This window comes from Candidatus Puniceispirillum marinum IMCC1322, assembly GCF_000024465.1.
GTDB classification, from domain to species: Bacteria; Pseudomonadota; Alphaproteobacteria; order Puniceispirillales; family Puniceispirillaceae; genus Puniceispirillum; species Puniceispirillum marinum.
Window position 1 is genome coordinate 1,483,961 of sequence record NC_014010.1, and the last position, 15,029, is coordinate 1,498,989.

At 48.6% G+C, this 15,029-nt stretch carries 11 protein-coding genes and 1 riboswitch; of the genes, 9 read left to right on the forward strand and 2 right to left on the reverse strand.

The features are described from left to right. Positions 1-248: 248 nt before the first annotated feature. Positions 249-366: riboswitch (glycine riboswitch) on the forward strand. 164 nt (positions 367-530) lie between these two features. Genes gcvT through gcvP form a run of 3 tightly spaced genes read left to right on the forward strand, consistent with a single transcriptional unit; the run spans position 531 to position 4,951 of the window. After that, positions 531-1,661, forward strand: a complete 1,131-nt coding sequence (gcvT, locus tag SAR116_RS06910) for a glycine cleavage system aminomethyltransferase GcvT (protein ID WP_013046214.1) — start codon at positions 531-533, stop codon at positions 1,659-1,661. Between the two features lie 25 nt (positions 1,662-1,686). Further along, positions 1,687-2,049 carry a glycine cleavage system protein GcvH gene (gene gcvH / locus SAR116_RS06915; protein ID WP_013046215.1) on the forward strand — a complete coding sequence of 121 codons (363 nt, stop codon included), beginning with the start codon at positions 1,687-1,689 and terminating at the stop codon, positions 2,047-2,049. 22 nt (positions 2,050-2,071) lie between these two features. Next, positions 2,072-4,951: an aminomethyl-transferring glycine dehydrogenase gene (gene gcvP / locus SAR116_RS06920; protein WP_013046216.1), complete on the forward strand. Its 2,880-nt coding sequence runs from the start codon at positions 2,072-2,074 to the stop codon at positions 4,949-4,951. A gap of 48 nt (positions 4,952-4,999) precedes the next feature. Here the strand turns inward: gcvP and SAR116_RS06925 are convergent, their stop codons facing one another. Beyond that, positions 5,000-5,821, reverse strand: coding sequence for a beta-keto acid cleavage family enzyme (locus tag SAR116_RS06925; protein ID WP_041860832.1), 822 nt, complete (start codon positions 5,819-5,821; stop codon positions 5,000-5,002). A gap of 128 nt (positions 5,822-5,949) precedes the next feature. Between SAR116_RS06925 and ggt the strand changes: the two genes are divergently transcribed. From ggt to SAR116_RS06945, 4 genes are all read left to right on the forward strand, one after another. Then, entirely contained in the window at positions 5,950-7,545 is a 1,596-nt protein-coding gene (ggt, locus tag SAR116_RS06930) for a gamma-glutamyltransferase (RefSeq protein WP_013046218.1), read from the forward strand. 151 nt (positions 7,546-7,696) lie between these two features. Further along, positions 7,697-8,509: a 3-methyl-2-oxobutanoate hydroxymethyltransferase gene (gene panB / locus SAR116_RS06935; protein ID WP_013046219.1), complete on the forward strand. Its 813-nt coding sequence runs from the start codon at positions 7,697-7,699 to the stop codon at positions 8,507-8,509. Positions 8,510-8,529: 20 nt separating this feature from the next. After that, positions 8,530-9,378, forward strand: coding sequence for a pantoate--beta-alanine ligase (gene panC, locus SAR116_RS06940; RefSeq protein WP_013046220.1), 849 nt, complete (start codon positions 8,530-8,532; stop codon positions 9,376-9,378). Next, positions 9,375-10,157 carry a HalD/BesD family halogenase gene (locus SAR116_RS06945; protein WP_013046221.1) on the forward strand — a complete coding sequence of 261 codons (783 nt, stop codon included), beginning with the start codon at positions 9,375-9,377 and terminating at the stop codon, positions 10,155-10,157. Before panC ends, SAR116_RS06945 begins: the two co-directional genes overlap by 4 nt. A 16-nt stretch (positions 10,158-10,173) precedes the next feature. On the opposite strand, the gene SAR116_RS06950 is transcribed toward SAR116_RS06945, so the two are convergent. After that, positions 10,174-12,222: a S8 family peptidase gene (locus tag SAR116_RS06950; RefSeq protein WP_041860833.1), complete on the reverse strand. Its 2,049-nt coding sequence runs from the start codon at positions 12,220-12,222 to the stop codon at positions 10,174-10,176. Positions 12,223-13,165: 943 nt separating this feature from the next. Here SAR116_RS06950 and SAR116_RS06955 point away from each other — a divergent pair. Together SAR116_RS06955 and SAR116_RS13285 are read left to right on the forward strand one after the other, a co-directional pair. Then, a complete protein-coding gene (locus SAR116_RS06955; protein WP_041860834.1) occupies positions 13,166-13,753 on the forward strand; it encodes a recombinase family protein in 588 nt (195 codons plus the stop codon). Beyond that, positions 13,754-14,992: a tyrosine-type recombinase/integrase gene (locus SAR116_RS13285; RefSeq protein ID WP_049757503.1), complete on the forward strand. Its 1,239-nt coding sequence runs from the start codon at positions 13,754-13,756 to the stop codon at positions 14,990-14,992. The last annotated feature ends 37 nt before the right edge of the window (positions 14,993-15,029 follow it).

Here is a 15,029-nt window from a genome sequence, read left to right on the forward strand (position 1 = left end):
ATATTTTGAGCCGCATTATTTGTCTTTGTTGAAGCTTTGATATGGGCATAAACCGCCATCAACACAAGCCATACCATGCTATTTATTAAGCTTGGGTTATATTAAGCGCGGTTCATAATTGGCAGGATATATTTTTTGCCTCACGTAATCATCAGCACCTTGTTAAGTGTCTGATTATAGTCAGAACCATATGTCTGATTAGCAAAGCTTGCCAAACCACAATATCTGCGATAACCTGATCAGGCTTAATACATGGTAGGGGAGAGTCCAGCCGCCTGTAACCGGTATATCCGCATAGCAGTCGTAGTTGGCACCGAAGGAGCAACACCCCACTAAACTCTCAGGTACCAGTACTTTATCATGTAAGCACTCTGGAAAGTGGCGCGGCAGTGCCCACCGACGGGGACAACCACGAAGTCGCGTTTCAATATGCGTCTCTTGGCTAATCTCTCAGGTTACAGCGACAGAGGGGGTTCATTATCGAGCAATCGATATATGAATCTTGTGTAGCTGGAACTGGGAATGCCAAAGTGGATAATCGCAAAACCGCATTATATGATTTTCATGTCGCCGCAGGCGCCCGTATGGTGCCGTTTGCTGGCTGGGATATGCCAGTGCAATATCCGGCCGGGATCAAAGCCGAGCATATTGCAACGCGGACAACATGCGGCTTGTTCGATGTTTCGCATATGGCGCAGATTTCCCTTGACTCAGTTGGTGATGATAAAGCTGCGGATGCAATGCTTGCACAGCTGACACCAACTGATCTTGGCCTGATCAATGAAGGGCGGGTGCGCTATTCGATGTTCTTGGATGACAATGGTGGTGTGCTAGATGATCTGATGATCGCCCGGCTTGATGGCCGCCTGCAATTGGTTGCCAATGCTGGCCGTGCGGATCATGACATTGCCCATCTCAAAGCACATCTTGGCGAGCATGTCCGCATGACAGTGCATGATGATTTGTCGCTGATCGCCTTGCAAGGGCCTAAAGCGGCTACTGTTCTTGAAGATTTAGGCATAAAGCTGGATGTCGATATGGCTAACTTTGCCTTTATGGATATTCGCCATGCCACCCTGATGGGCACCAAAGTCACTTTGACCCGATCTGGCTATACGGGTGAAGACGGGTTTGAAATATCCATTCCGAATACAGCGGTTGTTGAGATCACAACCGCGCTTGCCGCGCATAATGATGTGCATCTTGTCGGGCTTGGCGCACGTGACACTTTGCGCATGGAAGCGGGTCTGCCTCTATGGGGTCACGAACTCAGCGAAACCATTAATCCGGTCGAAGCGGGGCTTGGGTTTGCTTTGTCAAAACGCCGACGTGACGCTGGTGATTTTCCCGGGGCCAACCCTATTCTTGCCGATCTGAATAATGGCCCAGCGCGTAAGCTGGTTGGGTTATTACCCGAAGGTGGCCGCCCCGTTCGTGATGGCACTATCCTGAAACATGGTGATGAAGGCGATGAAACCGAGATCGGTTTTGTGTCTTCTGGCGGCTTTGCGCCAAGCCTAGATGCACCTGCCGCCATCGGATTTGTCAGCGCTGAATATGCACAATCAGGCACCCACCTGATAGCCGACACGCGCGGCAAACCTACCCCTATTATCGTGGCTGATCTGCCACTTGTGCCGCACCAATTTTACCGTGGCTGATTTATAACCAACAAAGGAGTCCCCCATGATTAAATATAGCGAAGACCATGAATGGATTGACCTAAATGACGATACTGGCACCGTCGGTATCTCACCACACGCTATTGAACAGCTTGGTGATATTGTGTTTGTCGAACTTCCCGACGTTGGCATTAATGTCGATAAAGGCGACGCCGTTGCGGTGTTTGAGTCGGTAAAAGCCGCCTCAGATATTTACAGCCCCGCATCGGGTGAAATCATTGAGGTGAACACCGCCTTGCTTGACGATCTCACAGCGATCACCCCCGAAGCCGCAATGGATTGCTGGCTATTCAAAGTCAAAGTCAGTGACGCCAGCGATCTGGACGACATGATGGATGACGCCGCTTACAAAGCAATGATTGCATAACTTTACCCAAGAGGAGTCTGACATGCCCCCCATTAATGTCACCCACAGACCAGATAGCACCCCACAAGCTGCCTTCGCAACACGCCATATCGGCCTGAATGACGCTGATACAAAAACAATTTTGCAAACATTGGGCACATCAAGCGTTGATGAATTTTTGGATCAAGTGATTCCGGCCAGTCTTTTGCGCAAAGATGACATGACTATTGATCCGGCGCTATCCGAAGCCGAGGCACTTGATAAATTATATGCGCTAGCCAAACAGAACCAAATCAAGACCTCTTTGATTGGTATGGGATATTATGACTGCCACACACCACCGGTCATACAACGTAATGTATTGGAAAACCCGGCCTGGTACACGGCCTATACGCCTTACCAGCCTGAAATTTCACAAGGGCGGCTTGAAGCCATTCTGAATTTCCAGACCATGGTCACCGAGTTAACAGGCATGGCTATTGCAAATGGCTCTTTGTTAGACGAAGCCACCGCCATTGCCGAGGGCATGGCGCTTGCTTATCGGTCCAATCGTGGCAAAGCGCACAGATTTCTGGTTGACTCAGATACGCACCCACAAACGCTGGCTATTCTGAAAACCCGGGCTGAACCAATTGGCATCACGCTTGAGACATTCGATCTTGCCACTATTGAAAAAGGGTTTGATGTGCCGGAAGATTGTTTTGGCGCCTTATTCAGCTATCCATCAAGCACAGGTAAAATTGCCGATCTGACATCACCAATTGCAACGCTTCACGCAGCTGGTGCATTGGCTGTTGTGGCGACCGACTTGCTGGCACTAACCATACTCAAAACACCTGGCAAGATGGGGGCAGATATTGTTGCTGGCAGTGCCCAGCGTTTTGGTGTGCCGTTTGGCTATGGCGGGCCGCATGCTGCCTTTTTTGCCGTAACAGAAAAATTGCAACGGTCAATTCCAGGGCGTTTGGTGGGCGTATCGCAGGATGCCAATGGGCGTCAGGCCTATCGATTGGCTTTGCAAACACGCGAACAGCATATAAGACGTGAAAAGGCAACGTCCAATATCTGCACCGCTCAGGTTCTGCTCGCGGTCATGGCAGGGTTTTATGGCCTCTGGCATGGTCCTGAAGGGCTGATCAAAATTGCGCAGAACACCCATAGACTTGCCTGTCATTTTGCCAGTGCCATGCAAAAGGCAGGGCGCATTATCCGGCATCAAGCGTTTTTCGATACCGTCACCATCGAAGCGGCTGATGATACTGACAGGCTGGTAAAAGCCGCACTTGATGCTGGCTTTAATATCCGCAAATTAGATCGTGCAATCGCGGTCAGCTTTGACGAAACCAGCACTGATAATGCGGTGGCGGATATTCTGGTTGCGCTTGGTGCGGGCGTTGGGGGCGTTGGCGGTGACACCGATAGGACAGCTAATGTCATTGCCGATAACCTGCAGCGCAGCGACAGCTTTATGCAACATCCGGTGTTCCATGCCTATCGCACCGAAACCGAGATGCTACGCTATATGCGCCGCCTTGCCGATCGTGATCTGGCGCTTGATCGCTGTATGATTCCGCTAGGGTCATGCACAATGAAACTGAACGCAACGGCAGAAATGATGCCGGTGACATGGCCTGAATTTGCCAAGATTCATCCTTATGTACCTGCCGATCAGGCTATTGGCTACAAGCAGATGATTGACGAGCTCGAAGATATGCTGGCCGCATGTACTGGCTATGCCGCAGTTTCGCTACAGCCCAATGCGGGTTCACAAGGCGAATTTGCCGGTCTGCTAGCGATCAAGCGTTACCATGAATCGCGCGACGAAGGTCACCGTAATATCTGTCTGATTCCGTCCTCGGCGCATGGCACCAATCCGGCCTCAGCCGCGATGGCTGGCATGAAAGTTACCGTGGTCAAATGTGATGATGACGGCAATGTCGATATCAATGACCTGCAAACCAAAATCGAGACGCATCGTGATACGATCGCGGCGATTATGGTAACTTATCCGTCAACTCATGGCGTATTCGAAGAATCAATCACTGATATTTGTTCTATGGTTCATGATGCCGGTGGTCAGGTATATGTCGATGGCGCCAATCTGAACGCCCTTGTCGGGCATTGTTCTCTGCCGCAATTTGGTGCCGATGTAAGCCATCTCAATCTGCATAAGACATTCTGCATTCCGCATGGTGGCGGCGGTCCAGGTGTTGGCCCGATTGGCGTGGCGGCTCATCTTGCAGACTTTTTGCCAGGATCGCCGCTTGGCGGAGATAATCCGGTCAGCGCAGCCCCCTTTGGCTCAGCTGGCATTCTGCCGATCACCTATGCCTATATTGCGATGATGGGCCCTGATGGATTGAAAAAGGCAACAAGCACGGCCATTCTATCAGCCAATTATATCGCCACCCGCCTCGGCAACCGCTTTCCGGTGCTTTATACTGGGTCTAAAGGGCGCGTTGCGCATGAGTGCATTATCGATCTTCGCGGATTTCAGGACAGCGTCGGCATTTCGAATGAAGACGTTGCCAAACGACTGATTGATTTTGGTTTCCATGCGCCAACCATGTCATTCCCGGTCGCTGGCACCTTGATGATCGAGCCAACCGAATCTGAATCGCTGGCTGAGATAGATCGTTTCTGCGATGCCATGCTGGCGATTGCTGATGAGATCAGCATGGTTGCCTCGGGCACATGGCCAGCCGAAGACAATCCGTTGGTTAATGCACCACATACAGGTGATGACATGCTGGCAGATGAATGGACGCATCCCTATAGCCGTCGGCAGGCTGGCAATCCGGTTGGCAACCATCAGGAAAATAAATATTGGCCGCCGGTTGGACGCGTTGATAATGCCTTTGGTGATCGCAATCTGATCTGTTCATGTCCATCACCTGATGAATGGGATCAGGCCGCCGAATAGGCACATCCATCAACCAAAAATCAAAAGCCGTGGTAAATGCCACGGCTTTTAGTTTGAACCACCCAACAAAGCCAGTGTTTCGGCGCGGGTGGCGGGGGTGCAGCTTTGCGCTAGCTGGCGCACAAGCGTGGCATTATCGGGTGCCAAGGTGCCATCTTTGAGATGCAGGTTATTTTCAAACCCGACACGGCAATGGCCACCAGCCGTAATCGCCGCCTGCATCGCATCAAACTCGCGATAGCCAAAAGCACAAACCGACCAACTGGCAAAGTCCGACATATCAGCCTTGATGAAGGCTTGCAGATCGTCCGGATCCGATTGAAAATCGGCCGTATAGCGCCCCAACACCAAAAGCACATGATGGCCCCCAGCCGACGCAGATGGCACTATGCCGTCAGCTATCGCATTCTTGAATGCGATCAGGTTTTCGGGTGAATACAGGATATGCTGGACATGAATATTCTGCGCTTGAGCCTGATGATAGAAATCACGCGCATGCGCCACGGCGTCCGCACTGGCATCACCAATCATCTCGGCAAATCCCACCGACACGAAATCTGGCTTCACGGCGAAAACAATATCGGACTGTTCTTGGGGGCTATAGCGGCCAACCGCTTCGGTGGTAATCTGCACCAGCATCTCGGGCACCGCATTACGCATCGCATCTAGCAGGGATATATAACGCTGAGCATCAAGCACATGCGCCCCATCTTCATCGCGAACATGGGCATGCAGAATGCTGGCGCCTGCGTCACAACATGCCTTAGCCGCAGCCACTGTTTCGGCAATAGTTACTGGCAATGCAGGGTGATCCGACTTTTGCTTTCGGGCACCATTAGGCGCCGCCATGATGATTGTAGGCTGTGTCATGACAAATCTTTCTATCCAATACTGGTTTGCACAGGATGATAGGATTACCATCGACAAAATGCTAGCATGATGGTGACTAAGCACTGATATATGAAGCACCCTCCAGACCAAAATGTTGAGAGAGTTATATGCGTAATCTTCAAGCCCCAGGTCGTTCACCTGTCATTGCCCCACACGGTATGGCCAGCACATCACATTCACTGGCTAGTGAAGCGGCCATTGCCATGCTCAAGAATGGCGGCAATGCTATGGATGCGGCGCTGACCGCTTGTGCTGTGCAAGCTGTTGTCGAGCCAGGTTCAACAGGCATTGGTGGAGATTGTTTCTGTCTTTATGCCCCAGCAGGCAGTGAAACCATCGTCGCTTTTAATGGGTCAGGACGCGCACCTCTGGCGGCTGATGTCAGCTGGTTTCAGGATCACGGCATCACCCACATCACCCAGACCATGCCGCATGCCGTGACCATTCCGGGTGCGGTTGACGCATGGTGCCAACTCACGCGCGATCATGGGCAAAAGCCGCTTGCCGATATTTTACAACCAGCCATTGCCTATGCACGGGATGGCTATCCAATTGGCCAGCGTATTGCCTTTGATTTTGCCGCCGCAAATGAAGTGATAAAAAGCGATCCTGATACCGCCGCCCTGTTTCTGGATGATGGAGAACCCTATCAGATGGGGCAACGGCATCAGCAACCTGCCTTAGCAAAGACGTTGGAAACGATTGCCACATATGGCCGTGACGGTTTCTATAAAGGTGCCGTAGCAAATGATATTCTGGCGAAATTAAACAGCCTTGGCGGGCTTCATACACAGGCTGATTTTGACATGGCTATTGGTGATTACGTAACACCAATCAAAACCCGGTATCGTGACCATGACATTTGGGAATGCCCACCAAATGGTCAGGGGGTTTTTGCCTTATTGCTTATGAATATCATGAAAGACATTTCAACTTTTGGCGATGACCCGCTTTCGCCCCAGCGCATTCATCATGAAATTGAGGCTGGGCGACTGGTCTATCGTGATCGATCACTTTATCTTGGTGACCCAAACTTCAGCACTATTCCGGTTGATGAATTGCTAAGTGCCGAATATGCCAACAGCTTGCGGGCCGCAATTGATCCAGACGTTGCCACATCACCTTTGCCTGATCTGTCGCTACCACGCCATAAAAGCACAGTATATATCAGTGTTGTCGATAAAGACCGGAATGTGTGTAGCTTGATCAATACCGTATTTCATGGGTTTGGATCAGGTATTCTGGCGCCCGCATCAGGTGTTCTATTACAAAATCGTGGGATGGGGTTTGTGCTTGATCCAGCACATCCAAATTGCATTGCACCAGGCAAACGGCCACTTCATACAATCATCCCGGGGATGCTAACGCGCAACGGCAAAGCCGTGATGCCGTTTGGTGTCATGGGAGGCGATTATCAGGCCTTTGGCCATATGCACTTTCTGACCCGCCTATTAGACTATGGTATGGATGTGCAACAAGCTCAGGACACGCCCCGCTTCTTTGCTGACCCGCATGGCGCGTTTGTCGAGGTCGAAAACACCATTTCGCCCGAAACCCGAGAGGCACTGACTAAGATGGGGCATAATATTGTGGAAGCCACAACACCAATCGGGGGGTCACAGGCTATCTGGATCGATTGGAAAGAAGATATGCTACATGGGGGATCAGACCCCCGAAAAGACGGCTGTGCCATTGGTTACTGATCTATGCTACCGACTGATATGCTAGGGGAACCAACAGAAATCACATAGAAATTCATAGGCCGCCCAAGCCTATTGTGATAGTAACAGCGAAAGAGACGTAGATAGTGACCAATGCACATGACGTGCATTTCAACACTTTATAGGTAACCCTATGCCAACAAAGATGACTGTTGATACATTCACCGCGCTAAAGTCTGAACGCAAAATTGTCTGCCTGACAGCCTATTCAGCGCCTATGGCATCAATCCTTGATTCGCATTGCGACTTGTTGCTTGTCGGCGACTCGGTGGCGATGGTTCTTTACGGCATGGACAGCACCCAAGGCGCAGATATCCCCATGATGATCCGTCATGCTCAGGCGGTCATGCGGGGCACTAAACAGGCCCTTGTCGTTGTTGACCTACCGGCGGGAAGTTACGAAACTAGCCCCGAACAGGCACTGACAACAGCCACCCAAATCATGCAGGAAAGCGGTGCCGACGCTATCAAACTCGAAGGCGGCGCCAGTCTCAAACCACATATCAAGTTGCTGGTTGAAAATGGCATTCCGGTGATGGGACATATCGGTTTGCTACCGCAAAAAGCATCCTCAGCCAGCATGTACCGGATAACTGGAAAAACAGCTGATGAAGCGGCATTGTTACATGCTGATATGATCGCCCTGGTCAATGTAGGCGTCTTTGGCATCGTTATGGAAGGCATTATCGAGCCCGTCGCCAAAGACATTGCCGTGGCTTGTTCTGTACCAACAATTGGCATTGGTGCCTCGACGGCCTGTGATGGGCAAATTCTGGTAACCGATGATATGGTCGGCCTATTTGACAAATTTATTCCTACATTTGTACGCCAATTCGGCCAGCTTAATCCTGCCATCACCGAATCTGTGAGTGCATATCGCGCCGCCGTGATTGACGGTAGTTTTCCGGGCAATGAACATTTGTTCTGGCCTAAATCTGAAAAATAGTCCTAAGCGGATAAAGGATCATGACCCAACTGATCACTGATAAACCAACCCTTGCCAGCCTGTTAATGCAATGGCGTCAGCAAGGTGAATCAAGCGCTTTAGTGCCAACGATGGGGTCTATCCATGCCGGGCATCTTGCCCTAATACAAACCGCCAATAGTTTGGCAGATCACGTCATTGTCACAATTTTTGTCAACCCCACACAATTTGCCGCGGATGAGGATTTTGATCTGTATCCGCGCACGCTTGATGCCGATATGGCAGCCATCCGTTCGGCTGGTGGTACCGACGTGGTTTTTGCCCCACAAAGCATGTATGCACCCGATCATGCTACAAATATTATACCTGGCGGCGTGGCATTGGACCTTGAAACCAAACATCGCCCGCATTTCTTTATGGGTGTTGCGACCATCGTCATGAAACTATTTATGCAGGTGCCAACCGACATTGCCATTTTTGGTGAAAAAGATTACCAGCAACTGGCAGTGATACGGCAGATGGTGCGTGATCTGGATGTGCCTGTCGATATTATCAGCCACCCGACTGTTCGTGAATTTGACGGTCTGGCACTGTCATCGCGTAACAGTTATCTATCGCCCGATCAGCGCAAGCTGGCACCCCAGCTTTATGCCACTTTATGTGATGTTGCTGGCAATATTCTTGAGGGCAATGATCCCTTAGCACTCATCGACACCGCCACAAAAAGCTTGCTTGATGCAGGGTTCGATAAAATTGATTATTTTGATCTGCGCGATGGGAACAGTTTGGCACCAGTTCAGGCCTATGAACCGGAAAACCGTCTGCTGATCGCGGCCCTGCTTGGTGAGACACGGTTGATTGACAATATAGCGCTTGGAAGCCATGCATGATGGAGCTTGCAGATATCATCAATCTTGAAGCCTGCCCACTAAATAATGTGCAGTTTCGTGAAGCCTGTCGAGATCAGCTTAACCGTGACGGTGTCTTAACGCTACCGGACTTTTTACATCAAACCACCATTGATGCGCTTGTTAAAGAAGCAGAAAGCCAAAAGCATTTGGCCTTCTATACCAGCGCGTCACACAATGTCTATCTGACCAAGCCCGACCCGAATCTGGGTGATGATCATATATTCAACCGTCAGATATCTTCGTCTAAAGGATGTATAACAACCGATCAGATTCCGGCTGATTCCGGCCTACATATCATATATGACGCGCCCGCTTTTCGTGATTTTGCCTGTGCCGTGCTTGGCGAAGACACACTTTATGAATATGCCGACCCACTATCATCAGTGAATGTCCACTTTGCCGAAGATGGCAAAGAACTAGGCTGGCATTTTGATAATTCATCATTTGCCATCACCTTGCTTTTGCAAGCGCCCGAAAAAGGTGGTGCCTTCGAATATGTGCGCGATCTTCGCGATGCGGGTAAAGGCGAATTGAATTTCAAAGGCGTCAAAGCCGTGCTTGATGGCGATATGCCAGTCCAGTGTCTAACAATGACGCCTGGTACATTAGTGATGTTTCGCGGGCGTAATTCAATGCACCGTGTGACCCCCACCATCGGCACAATTTGTCGTATTCTGGTGGTGTTTGCCTATAATGCAGAGCCTGACATTGCATTATCCGAAGCCGCGCGCATGACTTTCTTCGGCCGCTTGCGATAAGTCATCACTACCCCAATTATAATGTCATAAAAAACGCAAAGCCTATGCGCGACGCACGCTGACTTTTACGACTTGCATGATTATGTTGAACTTCGGCGTAAAGACGCATATGTCCCATACCATCAAATAATGGCTGGTCATAATAGCTAGCAATGTTAAGCGCGCGTTTGGCTGGTTTCAGATCAACCGCATGATGTTTATAGAGTACGGAACCAGCCTTAGTGCGTGCAACAGGAATATTGTAATTCAGCTGTCCTTGTTCAATTGTGACTGGCTGGCTAATAGCTAGTCCTATTCTTGATGGCGCATTAACGTCTGTTTGATGCGTTGGAATTTCGGCTCCCACCGTCCAGCTTGATGATAAGATGGTGCTGACACCTGCCAGCAAACTTTCCCTTGTTTCAACTTGGGGATGTGTCATACCGCCAGCAAACTGGGCAAAACCATTCAACCCAAATATATCGCGGTTATAGTCAATGTTGATATAAGCAGTATTGCTTGACTTAACCTGCCCAAAACTGCCGCTAAGCCGGTTGCCCAGAAATTCATTTTCTGACATGCCTGCTCCCAACGTCATCCGCGTCCAATCACCAAGAAGAATGGGCAGCGCAATACGCTGATCAGATTTAAAATAGGCCGCGTAGTGATCCGTAATGCCGCCGGCGCGCGCGATGCTAGTGCGAGGCATATTTGCTGGCAATATTCGCGTCGTCAGATTGACATAGAAATCCCGTTCAAATGAATCTAACACCATAACTTGGTCAAATGCAGCAAATTGTGCAGGCGTTGCGCCTGCAATCATGGCACCACCAGACACCGCCGCCACTGACCCCGCCGCCCGTCCTGTTGTCGGGATCCCCACAGCACCATAAGGCCGGGTTGCCTTCTCCATATCGAGAAGGCCTTGACCATGCAGATTGACATCATATCCCGAAACGGTTTTATCCGCCGTCACCAATAACAGCTTTGCCAGATTCTTACCTGACATATGCGGCCACATCTGATGCACCACAGCCAGGGCACCAGCGACCATTGGTGCCGCCATGCTGGTACCTGTCAGATAAGCGTAATCACCATTGTGATAAGTGCTGTAAATATAGGTACCTGGGGCCATTATGAAGCTATCCTGTATTTTTGCCGCATCATGGCAATGATCACCGACCCAGGTCACACACACATTGCCAGCCGCATTGCCGCGCAGGAACTCACCATCCACATCCCAATTGCCAACGATCAGCATCTGTCCGTCCAGAATCAGCGCGCCATCATCGTCTGTGGCTGTAGCCATCTGGTTATGACCAGCACTATAAATGGTTCCATCATTGCCAGCCGCCTTGACCAGAACCTGATCTGGACCCAGAGCCGCTTTCCACGCATAGGCTTCGCCCAGACTATTATAGTAGCCATTAACACCATGATAAGCATGCGTGCTGTAGTAAGCGCCGTCATCCAGCTTCACTAGAGTATTTTCAAAATTGATGTCGCGTTGATAAGCCGCGCTCATATTGATTGCGACAGCACCCAAATCACGACCCCAAGCAGCTGCCTGGCGTGCAATCTGGAAACTGTAACTCCACCCGTTAGTGACCTTGGCGATCGCCAGATCCGCATCAAACGCAGCGCCATGCATTCCGATATCATTCTTAGCCGCCGCTACAATACCTGCCACATGCGTGCCATGACCATTGGTGTCAGTTAGTCCAGTGCCTGAAAGATCAATGCCATATTTTATTTGGCCCGCAAGATCAGCATGACTTACATCAATGCCTGTATCGGCAATAACAATTAGGCTCCCTTTCCCAGTCCAGCCACGCGCGTAAGCATCGCTGAAATGTGTAACAGCCAAAGGTGAGGCACCATAGGCATTGCCCCAATATTCCTCCGTCTCGAAATAGGATGGCGCAAGGGTAACAGCGTCATCGTCAACACTGTCATTCATATTATCTGTCGGCACGCCAATATCGTTAACATCAAAGCGTGCGTCCTCAACTGGTGGCACATCGCTTACTGACAATCCGCCTGCACCGCCGCCGCCACATCCAGACAGCACGCAAAGCACGCTCATGGCTATAAAAGGCCCAATTTGTCGCTGAATCTTGCTCAGTGATATCAAGGGTTTTGTGGTTGGTAATTTTATGAAACCGTTTAGGCGGCACGTCACAAAGGTGCGATTTACTAGGCATTTTGAGTACGCATTCATAAGCGCGACATCTCCAGTCTTGGGGGCAAGGACTGGAACAGTCGTAATATCATAGGTAGATAAAGTAAAATTTAGGTTAAATGCTAATTTTTATACAACTTATAGAATGTGAACCTAATGGACAGGCCTTAATAACAACCAAAGACGATTAACTTTAAATTAATCTTTATTAAAATATTGTTTATATACATAAATATTATTTACCCCTTTTCATACTACAAGCCAAATGTATCACCTCCAAAATTTTCTGATAATAATAAAACACAACCATTGCGCTATTAATATGATGCGAATCGCAGATTTTCTTAGGATTTTGTTAACCTTTGCAAGGCATAAAGCCACATCATAGTCTGGCAGAGCCATGTTAATATTCAGCTAGACCATAAATCAGACAGGCAAGACGATCGCCAGCAAACCCAATATGGCCAGAAGCAACATAAATTTGGATATTGGTTTGAAATCGATCTGATGTGGCACGCTAGGCCAGTGGATCAAGGCCAGTGGGTCAAGGCCAGTGGATCAAGGCCAGTGGATCTAGGCCAGTGGATCAAGGTCAGTGGATCAAGGTCAGTGGATCAAGGCCAGTGGATCACAACACACTGATAAATACATTAAACTTTTGAGAATGGTGATCCCGGAGGGACTCGAACCCCCTACCTACAGATTAGGAACAGGATGTTTCATCCTACTATCACCTTTATTTAATCAATATAATCAATAACTTATAAAGTATTGTATCCTCTATTTGACTCCAAATATCTATTCACTTATGATTCACTTATAGGACAAAAGTGAATGAGGTGTTTTGATGACTAGATGTGCCATTTACAGTCGTGTTTCCACTGATGAACAAACCACTGAAAACCAGTTGATGGTATTGCGAGAGATTGCAGAACGCAAGGGAATGACTGTAGTTGCAGAGTTTAATGATGAAGGAATCTCTGGTGCAAAGGGTAGAGACAAGAGAACAGGGTTTGACAACATCATCAAAGGGGCTGTCAAAAAGGACTTCGACACTATCCTTGTTTGGAGTGTTGATAGACTTGGAAGGAGCCTCCAACACTTAGTTTCCTTCCTCGATGAAATCCATTCGGTTGGATGTGACTTGTATATCCACCAGAGTGGAATCGACACCAGTTCGATTTCTGGGAAGATGATGTTTCAGATGTGTGGCGTGTTCGCAGAGTTTGAGCGAGGGATTATTAGAGAAAGAGTTTTGGCAGGACAAAAACGGGCAAAGTCACAAGGAAAACATATTGGACGGCCTTCCAACTTGAACGAAGGACTCATCCATTCAATCAAATATATGAAAGAACAGGGTGTGGGCATTCGCAAGATTGCGAAGGATTTGAGTGTTGGTGTTGGAACTGTTTACAAGGTTTTAGAGGCTGCATAGTTGGGCAAGTTTGAGATAAACCAGATTGATGTGAGGGGTGACGGTAAAGTCATCCTGTATCAACGACCCGACCATAAAGTAAAGAAATGGCAGGCACGCATAAGTGTCGAAGGTGCGTCTGGTTATATTCGTCTCAGCACAAAACGAACTGATGTAAAGGACGCAGAGAGAGTTGCATTAGACAAATATTTTGAGGTTAAGAACAAAGTTGATAAGGGTGGTTCTCTTCAAGGGAAGAGTGTCAAACAAACCTACGAAGAATGGTTGGAGTATCTCCCGCTAGTCTCAATGAATAAGAGTAAGCAATACATCAGTGAAAACTCACAAAAGGTGAAAAGTGTTTGTGTTGATTACTTCAAGTCCAAACCAATTGCCGACATCACAAACACAGATTCACAAGAAATGATGGGGGAATACTTGCGAGACAAGAACCTTGCAAGTTCAACCATTAGAGGAACTCGTGCTGCACTCAACCTGTTTTTCAAGTTTGCGTTAGATAGAGATTACATCAAATCCATTCCAACAATCCCTGTTCCATCATTAAAGAAGAACCCTCGCCCAGAGTTCAACAAAGATGAATGGAACAAACTCACAACCTTCCTACGCAAGTGGGTTGAAGAACCCTGTAAAGGTGAAAGGGGATTGAACGGATATGACAAGAAAAGACACAGAGAACGGTTCTACCTTCAACACTATGTTCTCATTATGGGGAACACAGGTATTCGTGTTGGTGAGATGAGGAATGTTCGTTGGGTTGATTTGGACAAAGTTGAAGTTAATGGTGGAGAACAAAGGCTCTTATTTTCTGTGGATGGTAAAACTGGAAAAAGAGATGTAATCGCAAACGCAGGCACAGAGAGATACATAAGACGAATCTATGAATATCGTAGAGATGAACTTGGTAAAACGGATGACGATTTTGACAGAACAGAGTTTATCTTTTGTCACCCAGACGGAAAGAGGATTGGAACATACAGGGGTTCATTTGAGACGCTCCTCAAGGACACGAAGTTGAGGAAAGACAAGAACGGAAACAATCGAACCCTTTATTCTCTAAGACATACCTACGCAACGATGCGTATCAACGAAGTTCCCATCTATCAGTTAGCAATCAATATGGGAACATCGGTTGAAATGATTGAGGATTACTACTCACACGCAAAAGTAAGAGATAAAGAGTTTGCGTCCAGTATGACGAAGGGAAACCAAAAGGGTTCTGCAAAGGCATTACCGTTTTGATGATTTATCAAACCCTAGAAGAAGCAATCACGGTCGC

What these genes read in the sequence shown, in the direction of transcription:
- ggt (WP_013046218.1), top strand. Translation starts at nt 5,950, where the DNA reads ATGCGTAATCTTCAAGCCCCAGGTCGTTCACCTGTCATTGCCCCACAC.
- panC (WP_013046220.1), top strand. Translation starts at nt 8,530, where the DNA reads ATGACCCAACTGATCACTGATAAACCAACCCTTGCCAGCCTGTTAATG.
- SAR116_RS06945 (WP_013046221.1), top strand. Translation starts at nt 9,375, where the DNA reads ATGATGGAGCTTGCAGATATCATCAATCTTGAAGCCTGCCCACTAAAT.
- gcvP (WP_013046216.1), top strand. Translation starts at nt 2,072, where the DNA reads ATGCCCCCCATTAATGTCACCCACAGACCAGATAGCACCCCACAAGCT.
- SAR116_RS06955 (WP_041860834.1), top strand. Translation starts at nt 13,166, where the DNA reads ATGACTAGATGTGCCATTTACAGTCGTGTTTCCACTGATGAACAAACC.
- gcvH (WP_013046215.1), top strand. Translation starts at nt 1,687, where the DNA reads ATGATTAAATATAGCGAAGACCATGAATGGATTGACCTAAATGACGAT.
- panB (WP_013046219.1), top strand. Translation starts at nt 7,697, where the DNA reads ATGCCAACAAAGATGACTGTTGATACATTCACCGCGCTAAAGTCTGAA.
- SAR116_RS06950 (WP_041860833.1), bottom strand. Translation starts at nt 12,222, where the DNA reads ATGAGCGTGCTTTGCGTGCTGTCTGGATGTGGCGGCGGCGGTGCAGGC.
- SAR116_RS06925 (WP_041860832.1), bottom strand. Translation starts at nt 5,821, where the DNA reads ATGACACAGCCTACAATCATCATGGCGGCGCCTAATGGTGCCCGAAAG.